General features: G+C 49.7%; 9 protein-coding genes and 1 pseudogene. 8 read left to right on the top strand and 2 right to left on the bottom strand.

Features of this window, described 5'->3' with window-relative positions:
• The first annotated feature begins 138 nt into the window (after positions 1-138).
• The 5 genes and pseudogenes from EL633_RS31715 to EL633_RS38335 form a co-directional block, all read left to right on the top strand.
• Complete coding sequence (locus tag EL633_RS31715) at positions 139-1,806, top strand: ABC transporter substrate-binding protein (RefSeq protein WP_218027621.1); 1,668 nt, start codon at positions 139-141, stop codon at positions 1,804-1,806.
• Positions 1,807-1,934: 128 nt separating this feature from the next.
• Positions 1,935-2,927 (top strand): ABC transporter permease, encoded by a 993-nt coding sequence (locus EL633_RS31710; RefSeq protein WP_126631214.1) that lies wholly within the window; start codon positions 1,935-1,937, stop codon positions 2,925-2,927.
• Positions 2,928-3,926: an ABC transporter permease gene (locus EL633_RS31705; protein WP_126631213.1), complete on the top strand. Its 999-nt coding sequence runs from the start codon at positions 2,928-2,930 to the stop codon at positions 3,924-3,926.
• 4 nt (positions 3,927-3,930) lie between these two features.
• Positions 3,931-5,862 (top strand): ABC transporter ATP-binding protein, encoded by a 1,932-nt coding sequence (locus EL633_RS31700; RefSeq protein WP_126631212.1) that lies wholly within the window; start codon positions 3,931-3,933, stop codon positions 5,860-5,862.
• Between the two features lie 113 nt (positions 5,863-5,975).
• Positions 5,976-6,209 (top strand): annotated as a pseudogene (locus EL633_RS38335) (ABC transporter ATP-binding protein); the annotation flags it as partial.
• Positions 6,210-6,239: 30 nt separating this feature from the next.
• Here the strand turns inward: EL633_RS38335 and EL633_RS31690 are convergent.
• Positions 6,240-6,761 (bottom strand): Fur family transcriptional regulator, encoded by a 522-nt coding sequence (locus tag EL633_RS31690; protein WP_126631211.1) that lies wholly within the window; start codon positions 6,759-6,761, stop codon positions 6,240-6,242.
• Positions 6,762-7,339: 578 nt separating this feature from the next.
• Here EL633_RS31690 and EL633_RS31685 point away from each other — a divergent pair.
• On the top strand, positions 7,340-9,436 hold the full coding sequence (locus EL633_RS31685; RefSeq protein ID WP_126631210.1) for a PAS domain S-box protein: 2,097 nt from the start codon (positions 7,340-7,342) through the stop codon (positions 9,434-9,436).
• A 73-nt stretch (positions 9,437-9,509) separates the two neighbouring features.
• On the top strand, positions 9,510-11,951 hold the full coding sequence (locus tag EL633_RS31680) for a sensor histidine kinase (protein ID WP_126631209.1): 2,442 nt from the start codon (positions 9,510-9,512) through the stop codon (positions 11,949-11,951).
• Positions 11,952-12,208: 257 nt separating this feature from the next.
• Here the strand turns inward: EL633_RS31680 and EL633_RS31675 are convergent, their stop codons facing one another.
• Positions 12,209-15,559: an AfsR/SARP family transcriptional regulator gene (locus EL633_RS31675; RefSeq protein ID WP_126631208.1), complete on the bottom strand. Its 3,351-nt coding sequence runs from the start codon at positions 15,557-15,559 to the stop codon at positions 12,209-12,211.
• 520 nt (positions 15,560-16,079) lie between these two features.
• Between EL633_RS31675 and EL633_RS31670 the strand changes: the two genes are divergently transcribed.
• Positions 16,080-16,754 carry a hypothetical protein gene (locus EL633_RS31670; protein ID WP_126631207.1) on the top strand — a complete coding sequence of 225 codons (675 nt, stop codon included), beginning with the start codon at positions 16,080-16,082 and terminating at the stop codon, positions 16,752-16,754.
• Positions 16,755-16,759: the final 5 nt, after the last annotated feature.

Raw genomic sequence — 16,759 nt, 5'->3', positions numbered from 1 at the left:
AGTTATAGTTGAAGATGCTACTCTCGCAATTTGATGAATAGTATGCATCTGAATATCTATATGAATCGTACAAAAAATATTAAGTATGGCTCCATGTTGAGGTGCTATACATTAGTTAACAAAGTGAAGGTGCAAGTGATGGACAGACAACGCCGTTTATTTTCCCTCACATCTCTACTATTGCTGTTACTCGTAATTGTTTCAGCATGTGGAAATTCACAGAATCAGGGAAATGGAAAGCAACCCACCGCCGGTAATGGTATGATCGAGACCCTCAATGCGGGTGCATTTGGTGGCGGCTCCAATCCACAGCTCAATTATCATCCTTTTTCAGCCACTTCATTGATCCCCATAAATGCAGGCTATATTTATGAGCCACTCATGGTTCAGAACACATACTCCTGCAATGTAGTTCCCTGGCTGGCCACGGCTTATAAGTGGCAGGATCCAAAGACGCTCAATTTTACTATTCGTGATGGGGTAAAGTGGAGCGATGGTCAGGCTTTTAGCGCTGATGACGTCGTTTTCACATTGAATCTGCTGCATAAAGCGCCAGCCCTCGACACTAACGGACTCTGGACCAGCCTGAATACGGTCAGCGCTCAAGGGAATCAGGTTACCTTGAAGTTCAAGGGCCCATCAGTACCAATGTTTGAGAAAGTGATCAAACAGGATATTGTTGCCAGACATATCTGGGAAAAAATCAGTGATCCTGTGAAATACATCGACGAAAAACCGGTCGGTACCGGTCCTTTCCTGGCAGACAGCTTTAACCAGGAACAGATGTCTCTCAAGCGCAATCCTTCTTACTGGCAGGCCGACAAGATCAAAGTGAATCATCTGGTCTTCCACAAAGTTGGCAGCGATCAAGTTGAAAATCTCAAGCTGGCACGCGGCGAGTATGACTGGAACGCTATGTTCGTCCCGAACGTCGACAAGGCCTACGTCGCACGTGATCCCAAGAATAACCACTACTGGTTCCCGGCTGGTGGCGAAATCTCGCTGGGCATGAACCTGACCAAAGCACCCTACAACGACGTAGAGTTCCGCCGCGCCATGGCCTATGCCATTAATCGGGATCAAATCTCGCAGAAAGCCGAATTTGGCTATGTCAAACCAGCCAGCCAGAGCGGCCTGTCCGTCCCTGGTCAGGAAAGCTTCTTACCAGGCAGCATCCCCAACAAAGGTATCTTCTCATTTGATCAGAAGCAGGCCCTGGATATCCTCACCAAAGCGGGATACAAGAAGGACAGTAACGGCAAGTTGCTAGGCAAAGACGGCAAGCCAATCGACATCACCTTCCTGGTACAGAATGGCTGGACCGACTGGATTCAGGCTGCGCAGGTTATTCAGTCTAATCTCAACACGCTGGGCCTGACGGTAAATGTACAGACACCTTCACCCGAAATCGTTGAATCTCGCCGTGCCGCCGCTAATTATGACATGGTCTTCAGTGTCCATGGTGGCTCTTGCAGCATGTACGAGAATTATGAGTACCTCGACAGCCGGGTAGCTAATACAGTGAACTATATTCACCACAAGAATCCAGATGTTGATAAGATGCGCGACCAACTGCAGCAAGCCGTGGATCCCGCAGCACAGAAAAAGGTCGTGGCGCAACTGGCCCAGTACAGCTACGAGCAATTTCCAGACGTACCGCTGTGGTATGGCGCTAACTGGTTCGAGTTTAGCACCAAAAAAGCCGTAGGCTGGCCAGACGCCAACACCCCTTACGCCAAACCCGGCGACGTACTTCTGATCCTGACCCATTTAAGACAAAACGCAAGCAACTCAACCGGCAAATAGTTGTTGAAGGACTGCGCCTTGAAACGCGCATTTTCTTCTGATATTCAGTTACCGATGGACTGACTTGTAGGTTGTCTGGCGGTGTGGATGTTATTTTCACACCGCTATATGGGAGGAGGGAACCCATTATGCGCTACTTCTTTCGGCGCTTCATGTTTTTTCTATTAACATTGTGGACCGCCGTTACCTTAAATTTCATTATTCCACGCCTGCAGCCGGGCGATCCCGCAGAAGATATCGTGCGGCGGTTGGCTGGTCAGAACAAAGCCATCGATCCAGCCCAGGTACACGCGATCCGTTTGATGCTGGGCATACCAGGTGGCAATATCTTTCAACAGTACATCGATTATCTGGGACTGTTGGTCCGGGGACAATTTGGTATCTCTTATACCTATTTTCCCTATCCAGTAACAACGTTAATTGGTCAGGCTGTCATGTGGACCGTGGGGCTGGTGCTGATTACAAATATTATCGGCTTTATCGTTGGCAATCTGCTAGGTGCCTTAGCGGCCTGGAAGCGCAATAGCGCCTTCGACTCATTTATAAGCGTGGGACTCAGCTTTGTCGGCACCCTTCCATATATGTGGATCGCCCTGGTATTACTGTTCATCTTTGCATTCCAGCTGAACTGGTTACCGATCGGTGGTGGATTCAGTGAAACATCCACGCGACAATTCAGTTGGGATTATACCCTGGATATCGCCCAGCACGCGGTCCTGCCAGCCGTCTCGATTCTGATTACAGGACCAATCGGCTGGATTATGGGTATGCGCAACAATATGGTCCAGACGTTACGCGAGGATTACACACGCCTGGCCATCGCCAAGGGACTCAAACCCTGGAAGGTTGCGCTCTTCTACAGTGCCCGTAACGCCATTCTGCCTAATGTGACCGGATTTGCCATGTCGCTCGGCGGCATCATGGGTGGTGTGGTCCTGGTAGAATCGATCTTCGACTATCCCGGCATGGGTCGGCTCTTCTTTGAGGCGGTTGGTAACCGTGACTATCCATTGATGCAAACAATCCTGCTCTTCACAATTGTCGGTATGCTGCTGGCAAATCTACTGGCGGACTTCGTCGTTGGCCTGCTTGATCCACGGGTGCGAAAGGGGAAAAACTAAATGGATACGCAAGATCACAACCTCAAAGAGACGACAGAACAAGAAAAAGCGACGACCATACCAGAAACGACCACAGCAGTTTCAGAGGGCGCCCGCGATGTAGAGATAGCGGAACAGGAAGACGAGCCAGAAATCCACACCACGAGCAGCAAGCGCCGTGTACCCGAGTGGTTTGAGATCATATGGAGTAATCGCAAAGCGCGAGCAGGTCTCATTTTGCTGGTCTTCTTTATTCTGCTCGCCATCTTCGCCAACGTACTCGCACCCTATAGTCCTACGGATATCTCGTTTGGACCATCAGAACTACCAAGTTCGGCCCACTGGCTGGGCACAACCCAGGCCGGACAGGATGTGTTCTCGCAACTCATCCATGGCACGCGCACCTCGCTCCTCGTAGGAGCACTCGGCGGTGGACTGGCCACGCTGATCGCCCTGGTGATTGGTATGGTGGCGGGCTATATGGGCGGAATCGTGGATGAAATTCTCTCGTTCATCATCAATCTGGGTCTGGTAGTACCCGCGCTCCCTCTCATGGTGACCGTAGCAGCATATTCGCCGGTGAAGGGTCCAACCATTATCATCCTGGTTATCGGCTTAACCAGCTGGGCCTGGGGTGCCCGCTTCAAGCGCTCACAGGTATTAACACTTCGTGTGCGTGACTACATTACCTCCGCCCAATTCGCGGGCGAGGGTACATTGCGCATCGTCTTTCGCGAGATTTTGCCGAACATGCTCTCGCTGACAGTACTCAGCTACATCAGCGCGGCCATCGGTGCCATCGGTGCCGAAGCGGGTCTGGAGTTTCTGGGTGTCGGTGATCCCAGCACCATCAGTTGGGGCATGATGCTCTACTGGGCCAACAACGGTGGAGCCCTGGTCACAGGCCAATGGGCCTGGCTGATCGCTCCTGGACTGGCACTGGCCGGCATCACCAGCTGCTTGATGTTGATTAACTTCGGCGTCGATGCCCTGAGCAATCCGCAGCTACGAGAGGAGTAGAACTATGGCACTGCTTGAAGTCGAGAATCTCGACGTAACCTATGCCACAAAGCAGCGCCCGCCCCTTTTCGCGGTGCGCAACGTCAACTTTGAGATCAAGGCCGGCGAGTTTGTCGGACTGGTCGGAGAGTCCGGTAGTGGCAAGTCCACATTGGGCAACGCCATCCTGAAATTGCTACTACCACCTGGACAGATCACGAAAGGCAGCGTACGCTTCGACGGCAAAGACCTCACCACTATCGGGGATGAGGAACTACGCCAGTTGCGCTGGCACGACTTCTCCTCAGTCTTCCAGAGCAGCATGAACTCATTGAATCCTGTCGCCAGGATCGAGGCACAATTTCGCGATGTGATGGCCGAGAAGTCCAATCTAAGCAAAACACAGATCCACGAAAAGACAGCCGAACTGCTCCAGATGGTCAAGATCGATCCTTCCTTCATGCGCTTTTATCCACATGAACTGTCAGGCGGCATGAAACAGCGCGTGGCCCTGGCCCTGGCCCTGGCCTTAAATCCCAAATTAGTGATCCTGGATGAGCCAACCACTGGACTGGATGTATTGGTGCAGAAGGAGATCATGCACAACTTGCGCACATTACAGCGCGAGCTCGGCTTTGCAGTCCTGCTGATCAGTCACGACCTGGGCACCATCCTTGAGGTATCCGACCGCGTACTGGTCATGTACGCAGGCGAGCTGGTAGAAGATGCACCGGCCAGCGGCATGTTAAAGCATCCAATCCATCCCTACACCCATGGTCTGCTCGGCTCATACGCCGATCCAGCCGCTGAAGAAGTAGAGATCAGCTACATTCCGGGCCGTCCACCCGATCTGACACGCATACCCAAAGCCTGCCCCTATGCGCCCCGCTGTCCAGAAGCGATCCAGATCTGCCGTCAGGCCAAGCCGGAACTGCTTCCCATGTGGGACGGCAAGGCCGCCTGCCATGTAGCCCAGTTCCAGTGGAAAGACGAGCTGCATAACCATATCCGGCATTCAGAAGAAGGACCGAAGTTGCTGGACGCTGCCTTCTCAGAAGCCACATCCCACAAAGCGGTGAAATACGAAGGTGAAGAGGTTCTGCGCATCGAACATGTGGGTAAGACCTACCAGCGCCGTGTAGGACTGAAAAAGAGCGAGGTCAACGCCGTCAATGACGTATCATTCACGCTCCATTCGGGGAGAGTCACCGGATTAGTCGGTCAGAGCGGCAGCGGCAAGACCACTATTGCCCGCCTGATCACCGGTACCGAGTATCCCAATAGCGGTGAAATCTGGTTTGGCAAAACACGCGTAGATCAGCTAAAAGGAAGAGGAATCCACGAATATAGGAGACACGTCCAGTATGTGTTCCAGGATCCATTTTCGGCACTGAATCCAGTCCACACTATCCAGTATCTTCTCATGCGTCCATTGATGAACTACAAAAAAGTAAATGCCGAGCAGGCACGGCAGCAGGTACGCGAGCTACTGGAGACGGTCGGACTCTCACCTGCCGAGCAGTTTGAGAGCAAGCTCCCCCACCAGCTCTCGGGTGGACAACGCCAGCGCGTCGTCGTCGCCCGTGCCCTGGCGCCTGATCCAGACATCATCATTGCTGACGAGCCAATCTCCATGCTCGACGTATCGATCCGGGCCGAGATCTTGCAGCTCCTCGACAAACTGGTACGCGAACGCAAGATCGCGATGCTCTACATCACCCATGACCTGTTGAGCGCTCGCCTGCTCTCGGACGAGATCCTGGTGCTAAACCAGGGTAAAGTCGTTGAGCAAGGGGCCGCCAAGAGAGTAATCCGCCAGCCAACGGACGAATACACCCGGCTACTGCTGGAAGCCATACCCCGACTCGAACGGCCAGCGCATGTCCAGTCAAGTTATGTGGCAACCGCCGAGCCAACACAGGTGCGTTTAGACATGCCAGGCGTATCCAACGAATAAGCACCCGGCATCCATTGCTGGAAGTGCTCTAAAGAAAAAGCCAGCGGGCTAAAGCGCATATAAAAAGAGCCAGGTTGTTGAACAACAACCTGGCTCTTTTTATATTTTTTTGAATTGTGGATGAGCCGACCGCAGGGCTGGATCCAGAAGAGCGTATTCGCTTTCGCAATCTGCTCTCAGAATTTAGCGGCAAGCGTACCGTACTCTTATCAACCTATATTGTAGAAGATGTTGCGCAAACCTCCCAAAATCTCGCGATTATCCGCAGCGGACTGGTGCTGTTTCAAGGCACTATTGCGCAAATGTTACAAGAGACGCGGGGCAATGTCTGGATGATCACGACCGATGGAAGTTCCCTCCAGATAGAGACGCTTGTGCTACTGATTTTCGTCTGCTATGAACAAGACTGGACCAGATTCGCAAGTTTCAGACAGCGTTGCCTTGCTTTCCCGGGTTCTAGCCAGACAGGCATTGCAATAGCCGCGAAAAATGATCTGTGCCTCCTCGATAGTGCCTGGAACACCTTCGGGGTATAAGCAAGGCTTTTCTCCTTTCAGGCAAGGAATATCAATAATCATCCCACAACCCATGCATACAAAGTGGTGATGCCAGTATTTGTTCATTTCATAAAGTACACGGCCTGGACCTACATCTCCCACCATGATCAACTCACGATCTAATAGTGCTTCAAGGGTATTATATACGGAAGCGCGAGGTAACGGGGTCTGGCGCTCTTTCAGCATCTTTACTATTTCATCCGCCGAATAATGACCTTTTATTTCAAGCAATAAGCTCAACACCAGCAAACGGGGGTAGGTAACCTTCAAGCCTACTTCCAGCAAAAATTGAGCTGGACTTTTCTCTTCGTCATATTGTTCTGTGACAGAGGTTTTGCTCATTCTTGATTTTCTCTGTGACTTTCTTGTGTTTTTCTATGAATATTTAGATTCCAAATATAGTACGTCCATCCGAGATCGTCAAGAGAAACATTTTGCATCCCGAAATCATTGATCTGTCACCTTGACAAAGGTTAAATTATTGTGTAAATTAGACATTGTCTAATCAAGCAACGTTGTTCGTTAGTAATTTTGCTAACACCAAAAGATTGAGGCTGAGGACGAGAAGCAGAGGAATGAGGCATCTCCTGACCTGTACTTCTCATTCTCCTTTCTATCGTACTTGTACATTTTCTGCTTGCGTAACCAATGCTGTTCAGAGAAACTGATGTCCTATTGAGATGAGGATATATTTCCCATACTCATGAGCATGAGAAAGTCATATACTGATTTCGGGAGCATTGAGGCTACGATGGATGATGCCACGCTATTGAAAAGCAATCGTGGACGCTGCTCAGTCACGGCTAGCCGCACTCACACAATCGAATGATATGCTACTTTTTCTGAGCAAGGTATCAACGATGTGATTCATATCGGAGCCAAAGGAACATTGAGAAAACATTGTAAGAAGTAAGGCATGGATGCATCATCAGCGCAAGGGATTGGGTCAGAAGCAAGAGATAGAGGGCTATATTATGAGCCATGACAGACCAATTCTACACCATATCTCATCTGCCAAAAGCTTCTCGCTACTTGAGACGCTTCCTGATGCAGTGATTTATCTAGATAAGAGGGGAATAATTCTCCATGCCAGTACACAAGCCGCCACAATGCTTGGAGTAAGCAAGCACAAATTGATTGGTACGACACTCTGGCAACATTTATCAGATTTCCTCACGATTCCATTTCAACAGATGCTGAACACTGCGCTTCATGCACAGGAGCCGTTTGAAGTCGAGTGTCTTTCTCCTATTACACACACCTGGTTACTCACACGTTGTTTGCCAATCAGTGAAGACCTTGCTTTCAACATCTGTACATATCATTTAGCTTGTACACCATTCTGGACTGAAAAAGTGGCTGGCAAGCTATTGACGCACATCCCTACATGGTTCGCGGCACTTGAGATGCACCAACAATTACGCCCAGCAGATGCGCACATAGAACAAAACGGCACTGTACCTTTTGAAGCTATTATACGTCTACAGGCGGATGCATACCGGGCTTTCGCTCCAACGCTCATGTTGCCTCATGCCAACCACAAAAAAGTCGAGCTCCATGCTGATAAGGGTGACGATATGACCGGACATACGCCGATAAGAGCGGAAGTGAATGCTCTTATCGAGGCGATTCCCCACCTTGCCTGGATTGCGCGACCTGATGGTGCGGTTGTTTTCAGTAATCAACGTTGGCGTGATTATCTTGCTATGACCTGCCAGCAAGCGTATGGGCAGGGGTGGAAAGAGAGTTTGCATCCTGATGATCTTCAACAGACACAGAACATGTGGCAGGAAGCCAGCAAGACAGGCTCATCATATGAGGTAGTATATCGGCTCCAGAACGGGCAGACAAGCGATTATCGCTGGTTTTTAGCTCGTGCGAATCCAATGTATGATGAACATGGTCAGATCACGCAATGGTTAGGGACAAACACGGACATTAATGAGCAGAAATGTGCAGAAGAAGCCTTGCGCCAGAGCCAGGAGCGGCTGCATTCATTGATGAACTCCAATGCGATTGGCATTTTTTGTGCCGAGGGAGACGAGATTCGGGAGGCCAATGAGACCTTTCTGCACATGACAGGATATAGCCAGGAAGATCTGCGGCTTGGACGATTAAACTGGTTCCGGCTAACGGCTCCAGAGTATCTTGGTACTACTCGACTGGTACAGCAACAGCTTTCATTGCATGAGCATATCACGCCGTATGAGAAAGAATATATCTGTAAAGATGGAAGCCGTTTGCCCGTTATCGTAGGAGGTGTCTTGATCCAACGCGAAACCTTTCAAACGATCTGTTTTGTGCTGAATAATTCACCCTACAAGGCGTTAGAGCATTTCAAAAACAACTTTTTCAGTGTTGCCAGCCAGGAATTAAGAACACCACTTACATCCTTGAAGTTGCAAACGCAGATGTTGAGTAAGCGGCTTACCAGCCAGAAGGCCTATAAGGCGGATATTGCACTTTCCCGAATGGAAGGACAGCTCAATACCGTGATACGTCTGGTCGAAGAGTTGCTTGATCTCACCAAAATTCAGGCTGGCAAATTAGAGTATATTCAGGAAACCATGGACCTGAATGAGATACTACTGGAAACCATTTCAATACTGCAAAAGACCTGGACAAGCCATATTATCAGTATGTCTGCCCCTGCCACTTCCATCTTTTTCGTCGGAGACAGGAATCGACTCGAACAAGTCTTTCTGAACCTGCTTACCAACGCAATCTGTTATTCTCCAGATGCGAACCAGATAGAGATTGACTTAGCAGTAGCGGCAGAGGATATTATCATCAGCGTGCGCGATCACGGCGTTGGTATTCCGCAGGAGTACCAGACAAAAATCTTTGAAAGTTTCTATCGACTTATCCCTCATCACGTGCAAGCCTATCCTGGCCTGGGGATAGGTCTAGCTATCGCCTTAGAGATCGTCAAATATTATGGTGGAGCGATCACAGTGGAGAGCCAGGTAGGTGTAGGCTCTTGCTTCCAGGTGACACTTCCTCGCAACCGTTCTTGATAGCCAACATAGAGAGCAACTGGATGTGCTCACCACCCTCAAGGAAAAGAGAAGGAGAAAGGAGGCGTGCACTATGAAGCACGACTTATCCAGCTCATATTATCAGCCAGACAAACACCATTTGCGAAGACGATCATTGCGCGTAATACCGAAGGCAGCTACACCGAAACGTAACAATGGGGAAGAAGGAGTCAATTCTCAAGTCCTCAGTGAGATAGCACAGATGACCGCACAAAGCTTCCAATCCTCTCAGGAGGCAATGGAAGCCGCGCTTCATATAATCGGGCATTTTCTTGAGTGTCAGACACTCTTCATCGCGCGCTTTGAGGTGAGTGGACCTGAAGAGGAGCCTACTGTCAGTGACGATGGCTCCAATCAGAGGATGCTGAAAATTATAGCGGCACATAACACTGCGATGCCAGCTCCAACAGTTGGGTCAAAGGGCATGCTTGAAGAGACATACTGTCACACAATTTTCCAGACCGGACAACCCCTCCTTGTTGAAGATGCCAGAAATCATCCATTCTACCAGCATCTTGCAACAACAGAGAAATATGATATCGGCTTCTACCTCGGGGTACCACTGATATACAGTGATGGTCGTCTCTATGGAACCCTCTGTTCACAAGATCCTAGCCCACACTTGCTTACCAATCATCCTGAAAAGGTGGAATTGATGCAAATTGTGGCTCGTTTCCTTATCTCTTATATCGAGCGCGAAGAGCTAATTGTACAGGTACGCGCGGCTGAGGAAGCGCAGGCTGCATTAGCCTGGAAGGAACAACAGACACGTGTTGAGGCCGATCGGCGTGTACGTGAATTGCAAGCCATATTTGAGACCATTGGAGATGGTCTGCTCGTCAGCAATCAAGATGGCCAGTTTCAAATGAATGCGGCTGCACGCCGTCTCATACCTATGCGGCACGAGAATATCCAGAGCATTATGGACCTACAGAGCGAGGATGCATTTATTCTCAATGAGTCTGGTCAACCGCTACCTATAGATCAGTGGCCAATCACACGTGTCCTACGAGGAGAGCACCTGATCGGCGCAAATATTGCTACTATCCAACGTGTCAATGGGCTGGGAGAAAGGAGATATCTCAGCGTCTCAGGTATGCCGATGTATGATCAGCAGAAGCGGATAAGTGGCGGTGTCTGCATCTTCCGAGATGAGACAGAGCGCTATGTATTAGAGTGGCGAACACAAGAGACGCTACACGCGTTACTGACATTCGCCCAATCTCTGGTCTGGCTGCCAGAAAACACGTCTAAATTCCGTTCTGGGGAGAGGGAACAGGAGATATCCTCGGTATCACTTGCCTGCCAGACTCTTACGCAAGTTATTTCCACACTCTTACAATGTCAGGATGTAGGAATTATCTCCCGCGAATCAGAGACGGCAAGATGGCACCTGCAAACGAACTGCGGCACAGATCAGCCAGCCAAATCGCCCTGGTGGCAGACAATCAAGCAGCACATTGATGAATTCACTGCTCAGGATGCCAATAGAGACGGGCTACGCGACAATGAAATCAGTATACTTCCTCTGCCAGCACAGCCAGGAGCGGACGCGCCAATACTGGTAGAGGTACCTATGTTTGTGAAAAATCATCTCCTTGGCAAGCTTGCCTTGATCTATCATCAGCATGATGCTACATTAACTCCTACCGAAGCCACCTTAGTCAGAACCGTTGCCAGGCTGACAGGACTGGTATATGAGCGCGAGCATCTCTTGCAGGAGCAAGCGGAAACACGGGCCCACACATTGGCGCTTCAGGAAACAAATCAGCGCTTCAATGAGTTTTTGAGTATTGCCAGTCACGAACTCAAAGGGCCATTAACTGCCCTGAAAATGAGTGTTCAATTAGCCCGGCGAGTGTTGCGCCAGCAAGAGACTGTTCTATCCCCCAATGTGCTGAAGAAGCTTCACCGCTATCTGGAAGGTATTGATGGTCAGATCCACATGCAGGATCGTTTGACAACTGATCTGCTTGATGTGTCGCGTATCCGTGCTGGCAAGCTTGAGCTGCAAAAACAGCGATGTGATGTGGCAGCCGTCGTACGTGCGTGCGTTGAGAATCAACGCCAGACGGCTGAGGGCCGAACGATCCAAATGGATCTGCCCACCGAACGGATGATCGTTTGTGGTGATGCGGACCGCCTGGGGCAAGTTGTGAACAACTATCTATCGAATGCGCTCAAATACTCACCATTTGATGAGCAGGTCAAGGTGCTCGTCGAACCCGAGGGTGCTGAAATTCGTGTGACGATTAGCGATCGAGGGCCTGGTTTGACCTTTGAGGAGCAGGAGCGTATCTGGGAACGCTTCTACCGGGCGAAAGGTGTACTGGTACTCAGTGGGAATGGTATCGGTTTAGGCCTGGGGCTGCATATCTGCAAAACAATTATTGAACAGCATGGCGGTCGTGTTGGTGTGATTAGCACACCTGGCCAGGGCTCACACTTCTGGTTCACGCTTCCTCTGTTTCAAGATATATGTACTAACGCCTAAACCAGTTGGATGATGTGATGTATCTGATACAACACCTCAATGGCTACCTGAAGATGGTACACGTGATAAATTCCTCTGGCAAGGTCGCTAGTAGTTGGTCCGTTCTATTTCCTAAGAAGCGCAAGATAGAAAAAGCTTTGTTCGTCCCCATGAGAATAAACTGTTGGTATGTGTTATTTGTAAGTTGAATAACATTCACAAAGATTGGAGAACACCATGGACTTGAAAGCGACTTCACGCTCACTTCGCACTCTTTATCACTTATCCTTCTTGTTGGCCTGGGACGTAGCACTTTTTAGTCGTTGGTAGAACTGCTGGAGTGTAGTGCCGGGCTTTACCCCTAGCTCCTCTTGTAAGATCTTTTCACATTGTTGATACTGGCGTAGCGCCAGACTACGCTTACCCTGGCGAGCATAACAGCGCATCAAACCATAGTGTGCCTCTTCCTGAGTGTTATCGCTCGCCAGGATCTGTTGCCAGTGCTTCATGCTTATTGCTATCTTTTCGTGATGCCAGGCTATCAATGCTAACTCTCGGTGAGCATCTAGATTAGCCTGGCGTAGTTCATTGCGTCGGCCGCTCGACCAGTCGTTATAGGATGTCTGTATATAGTCGCCACGATACAACGCAAGCATGGACTCAAAGGCGTGCTGTGCGCCCTCCTCATCCTCTTGCTCAAGGCATTCTTTGCCCCTGGCAAATTGCTCTTGAAAAAGCTCGACATCATACTCAATAGAGGCGTAATGTGCCGTCAGATCCAGGACGTATGTCCCTCCTTGCGAGACGATACAAGCCTCTCCAATAGCTTTACGCAGGTAGAACAAGGTCGAGTGGAAGGCCCGATTACTCTGCGTATCATAATTCTGCCAGAGTGCATCAATAATCTGCTCTTTGCGTAAAGGATGGCTCTGATCCAATAGCAAGAAGAAGAACTCCATTGAGCGCGCCATGCGCCAACGGGTAACGGGATTCTCATCAATCAAGACGACAGGCTCACCCAGGGCACAAATTCTTAGCCGGCTGCCTTCCTTCTGTTCAACGCTGTTCACAAGCATAGAGACAGGCTCTTCGAGAGATGAGGGAGTGTCAATCTCTTCGAGATGTAAAAGAGTTCGCAATTGGGCGAGATCTGGATGGGTCTGAAGAGTATATTTTAGCCGTGGCTGGTTCCTGAGTTCTACTAAAACACAAAGGCCATATCCCTTCGCGTTGGCCAGGTCTACTGTCAGCCTGTGCAGACAAACCAGGGCGTCTTCGCTTTGTTGTTTTCCCAGATAACAGGCTGCCAGGCGTAGGTGTAATACAAGCATTAACTCCTTTTCTGTATTGCTTGGGGATGCCTGGAGTGCCCTCAGATAGGAGAGTGCCTCATCATAATGCTCCTCATGCAGCAGAAGCACACTATAAGTGAGATGGTGGAGGAAGCGATCATAGTCAGGCTGCTCATTTTTGGCAGGTGAGAGCTGGACATTGGAGAGCAGGAAATGAGCCGTTTCCACATCTCGCAGGGAGAGATAAGTCAGCGCCATGATGCACAAGGTATGATTTACCAGGTAGCGATCCTGTAGCTTTTCCGCCAGTGCCAGGCCCTCTTCTAAAGTGCGTAATGCTCGCTCATAAGCTGCCTGATCAAAGTACAGGTGGCCTAGATTGACGAGGGCATAAGCTTGCCCAGATTCATAATGCAAAGGGGAACGGGCTAATTCCAGCGCTTGCAGAAGATGAGTTTCAGCCTCATGTATGGCTCCCTGACTTTTTTTAAGGAGGCCCAGGCGGTTGAGGTCTTCTATTTGACCATAGACATCATGCATTTGCAGTCGACATGTCATGGCCCTCATCACGTGATGCTCAGCAAGTTCTAGTTTGCCAAGCCAGCGATAAGCGCTAGCTAGTATCGAGTGTAAACGCGCTACTTCATAGCCGGAGCGAGAACGACCATAGAGCTGCAAGGTTTTCTGGATAGCCGCTATGCCAGCAGATAGATCGCCCCTTAAACACAAAGATAACCCGATAATAGAGTATGCTTCCGAGCGCAATACAGTTTCATTGGCGGGTAGTTCATCTAATGCGTTCTGGCATTGATCGGCAGCCTGTTGATAGGCTCCAGACATGAAGAAGGCTAATCCTTTGAAGATCCGTATCTCTGTTAAGAGTAAATGCGAATCCTCAACTAACATGGAGGCGCTTTTGTCGAGCATAACCTGCTCAGCGCTCTCCAGGAGCGGCAACGCATGGGCATGATCATGCCACCGCAAATAGATACGGGCCTGGATCAACACTATTTGAGGCGCAAAATCGCGAAATGCAGGGGAGAGCAAATGACACCAATGCATAAGGGTTACCAGGCGTTGCTTGTCAAACATTACTGGAAATACATCTACGATAAAGCGTGCAGCCATGAGGTATTCTCGGGCTTGTAATGCGTGGTGGATGGCCTGCTCATAGCATTGTTCTTCGCCCAACTTGTGAGCAGCCCGCTGATGCAAGACATGAAAACGTTGCGGATTGCTGCGCTCAAGCTCCTCAAGAAAGAGATCGCGCAGTATCTGATGACAGACATAGATCCGTTGCTCACCCTCATTTCTATGGGTTACAAAGAGGCCATTGCGCTCTAATGCTTGTAGATGCTCCTCAGCATGCTCAATTTCTAAGACCTCTTCACAGAGCGAAGGAAGCATCTCTTCCAGGATGCAGGCTTCATACAGGAATGTATAGAGATCTGGATAGCGCTGAAAGACACCATCGACGACATAGGTAAAGAGCTGCTGGAGGTGCATGGAGGCATTGAGCGCGCGTGGACCTGGCATACGGTTCCCTTGAAGGAGATGAATATGACTCAGGCGCGTTCCCAGGAGCATACCAGAAATCCAGCCATCAAATAATGCTTCCAATTGTTCGGCTTCTCCTGGGCCAAGGGAAGGAATCCCTTGAAGTTGTGCCAGCCTGACCACCTCTTGCGCCGAAAAGCGCAGATCATTTTGGGTGAAGCTATACACCTGGTTATGAGCCAGCAGATGCGCAAATTCCAGTTCAGGTATGGCCCGACTCTCAATAACCAGGGTGCAATGAGGTGGAAGGCCACGTAGCAGATAATTGGTTGCCTGATTGATCGCCGGTGTGTCATTCACATCCTGATAGTTGCAGAAGAGCAAGACTACTTGTTGAGCGGTTTCCATTGCTAGAGCCTGGAGGAAGGCATCCAGCAGGGGGATGAGATACGAAATGCCTTCAGCCTCTCTCATGTGTTCATGGGCAATATTCATGAGTATGTCATCGAGGTCCGTGCCAAAGTCAGGAAACTGTTGGCGAACACTGAGCACGAGTCGTTGTAGAAAGGTGATGATATCACTATCTGTACGGTCAAGCATGTACCAGCAATAGTGAGCGTTTCCCCTGCTCGCAAAGTCTGCCAGGACAGTGGTCTTTCCATATCCAGCAGGCGCGTGAAGTAGGACAAGCTTTGATGACATGTAGATTTGTGGCTGGGAATGCGATTGTGTATTCCTATTGAGGACGAGACTCAAACGTGACAAGACCTCTTCTCGATGGAGGAGGGTCTGCGGGAGCGGTGGGCTGGTGAGCTTTCGCATCATACGCGCGTCTTGCATTACACCTCATCCTTGTGTTTGTAAAGGCTTGCCAATTGCATATATCAATGCGAATGTGCATATATTTCAGACCGCATACTTGTCCTTTTTGCATAGACAATTACATAGTAACAAAAAGAGCTTTTCCTGTCAAAGGTGAATGTTCTGCGACAGGGCTTTTAATTTTCCTCTTCCTGGCGCCTACGGCGCCGGAGTCTGGTGTAGTGTGTGTTCTGGGGGCGGCCGCGGCCGCCCCCAGAACACACACTACACCAGAAATACTCTGTATATGATTTGCCTGACAGTTACTCCCGGCTGAAAATGAAAAAGCCCTGGTTCTGCGAAGCACATGTAGAGACGGTGCGAAGAGCAATTCAAATCTTGCCCTTTATACTCCTAATATGAAGAGTAACCCCCATGCGGGGCAAGTCCCATTTGGGAGCATGATATCACACGAACGGCGAGCACTCTCGCGCTTAGTTTCCCAACAGGCAGAGACTCTTCTTAGAACGAATAACGATCATATGAAGGAGCTACATTCATGTCCACACGATTCTTCAGTATTCTGGCTGCCCTTGGTTGTATTCTGGGCGTCGTTTTTCTCTTTATCTCTTTCTCTCTCAATCCTGCTCCACCTACTGACCCCGCACAATTGGCTGCGTTTGGCAAGCAGTACCATAACGCTATTCTTGTAGGGTCCTGGTTACAGGCTATTAGTCCACTTCTTATCATCTTTTTTGTACTCGCCATCCTTCATCTCGCAAAAGCAACAACACGCTTTGTGGGCCTGGCAACGTTGCTAGGGGCAAGCATTTTCATGGTAGTGGACCTGTTAGAAGTCACCTTTTACCTTGGTGCGGCAAACGCTCACAATTTAACGACGGCGTTAATCAGCCTGAGTTTTGTCAATGCTGTCCAGCACCTTTATTCTATCATTGCTGCGCCCGCGCTCATCATTCCGCTGGGGTTGGTAATTATTGCTTCGCCTGTTCTTCCTCGTATGCTTGGGTACACAGCAGTTATCATAGGAAGTCTTTTCGCCATCCTGGGAGTCGTCTTTCTTTTCACTCCCGTAGTAGATGGGGTCGCCGCTTTGGCGATTCTTGAGGCCGTTGAGGAGTTGTGGTTCCCTATAGCCGCTATCACGCTTCTCGTTCGTGAGCTCATGGCATCGCGCAAGGCTACAGGACAGGAGCAAATAGTAGCATCAGTATAAACTTG

Source organism: Dictyobacter alpinus, assembly GCF_003967575.1.
Lineage (GTDB): Bacteria > Chloroflexota > Ktedonobacteria > Ktedonobacterales > Ktedonobacteraceae > Dictyobacter > Dictyobacter alpinus.
This window is presented reverse-complemented; position numbering and strand designations above follow the sequence as displayed.

Bases quoted from the DNA above. Each gene is read 5' to 3' on its own strand.
- EL633_RS31715 (WP_218027621.1), top strand. From the start codon at position 139: ATGGACAGACAACGCCGTTTATTTTCCCTCACATCTCTACTATTGCTG.
- EL633_RS31690 (WP_126631211.1), bottom strand. From the start codon at position 6,761: ATGAGCAAAACCTCTGTCACAGAACAATATGACGAAGAGAAAAGTCCA.
- EL633_RS31680 (WP_126631209.1), top strand. From the start codon at position 9,510: ATGAAGCACGACTTATCCAGCTCATATTATCAGCCAGACAAACACCAT.
- EL633_RS31685 (WP_126631210.1), top strand. From the start codon at position 7,340: ATGCATCATCAGCGCAAGGGATTGGGTCAGAAGCAAGAGATAGAGGGC.
- EL633_RS31675 (WP_126631208.1), bottom strand. From the start codon at position 15,559: ATGCAAGACGCGCGTATGATGCGAAAGCTCACCAGCCCACCGCTCCCG.
- EL633_RS31670 (WP_126631207.1), top strand. From the start codon at position 16,080: ATGTCCACACGATTCTTCAGTATTCTGGCTGCCCTTGGTTGTATTCTG.
- EL633_RS31700 (WP_126631212.1), top strand. From the start codon at position 3,931: ATGGCACTGCTTGAAGTCGAGAATCTCGACGTAACCTATGCCACAAAG.
- EL633_RS31710 (WP_126631214.1), top strand. From the start codon at position 1,935: ATGCGCTACTTCTTTCGGCGCTTCATGTTTTTTCTATTAACATTGTGG.
- EL633_RS31705 (WP_126631213.1), top strand. From the start codon at position 2,928: ATGGATACGCAAGATCACAACCTCAAAGAGACGACAGAACAAGAAAAA.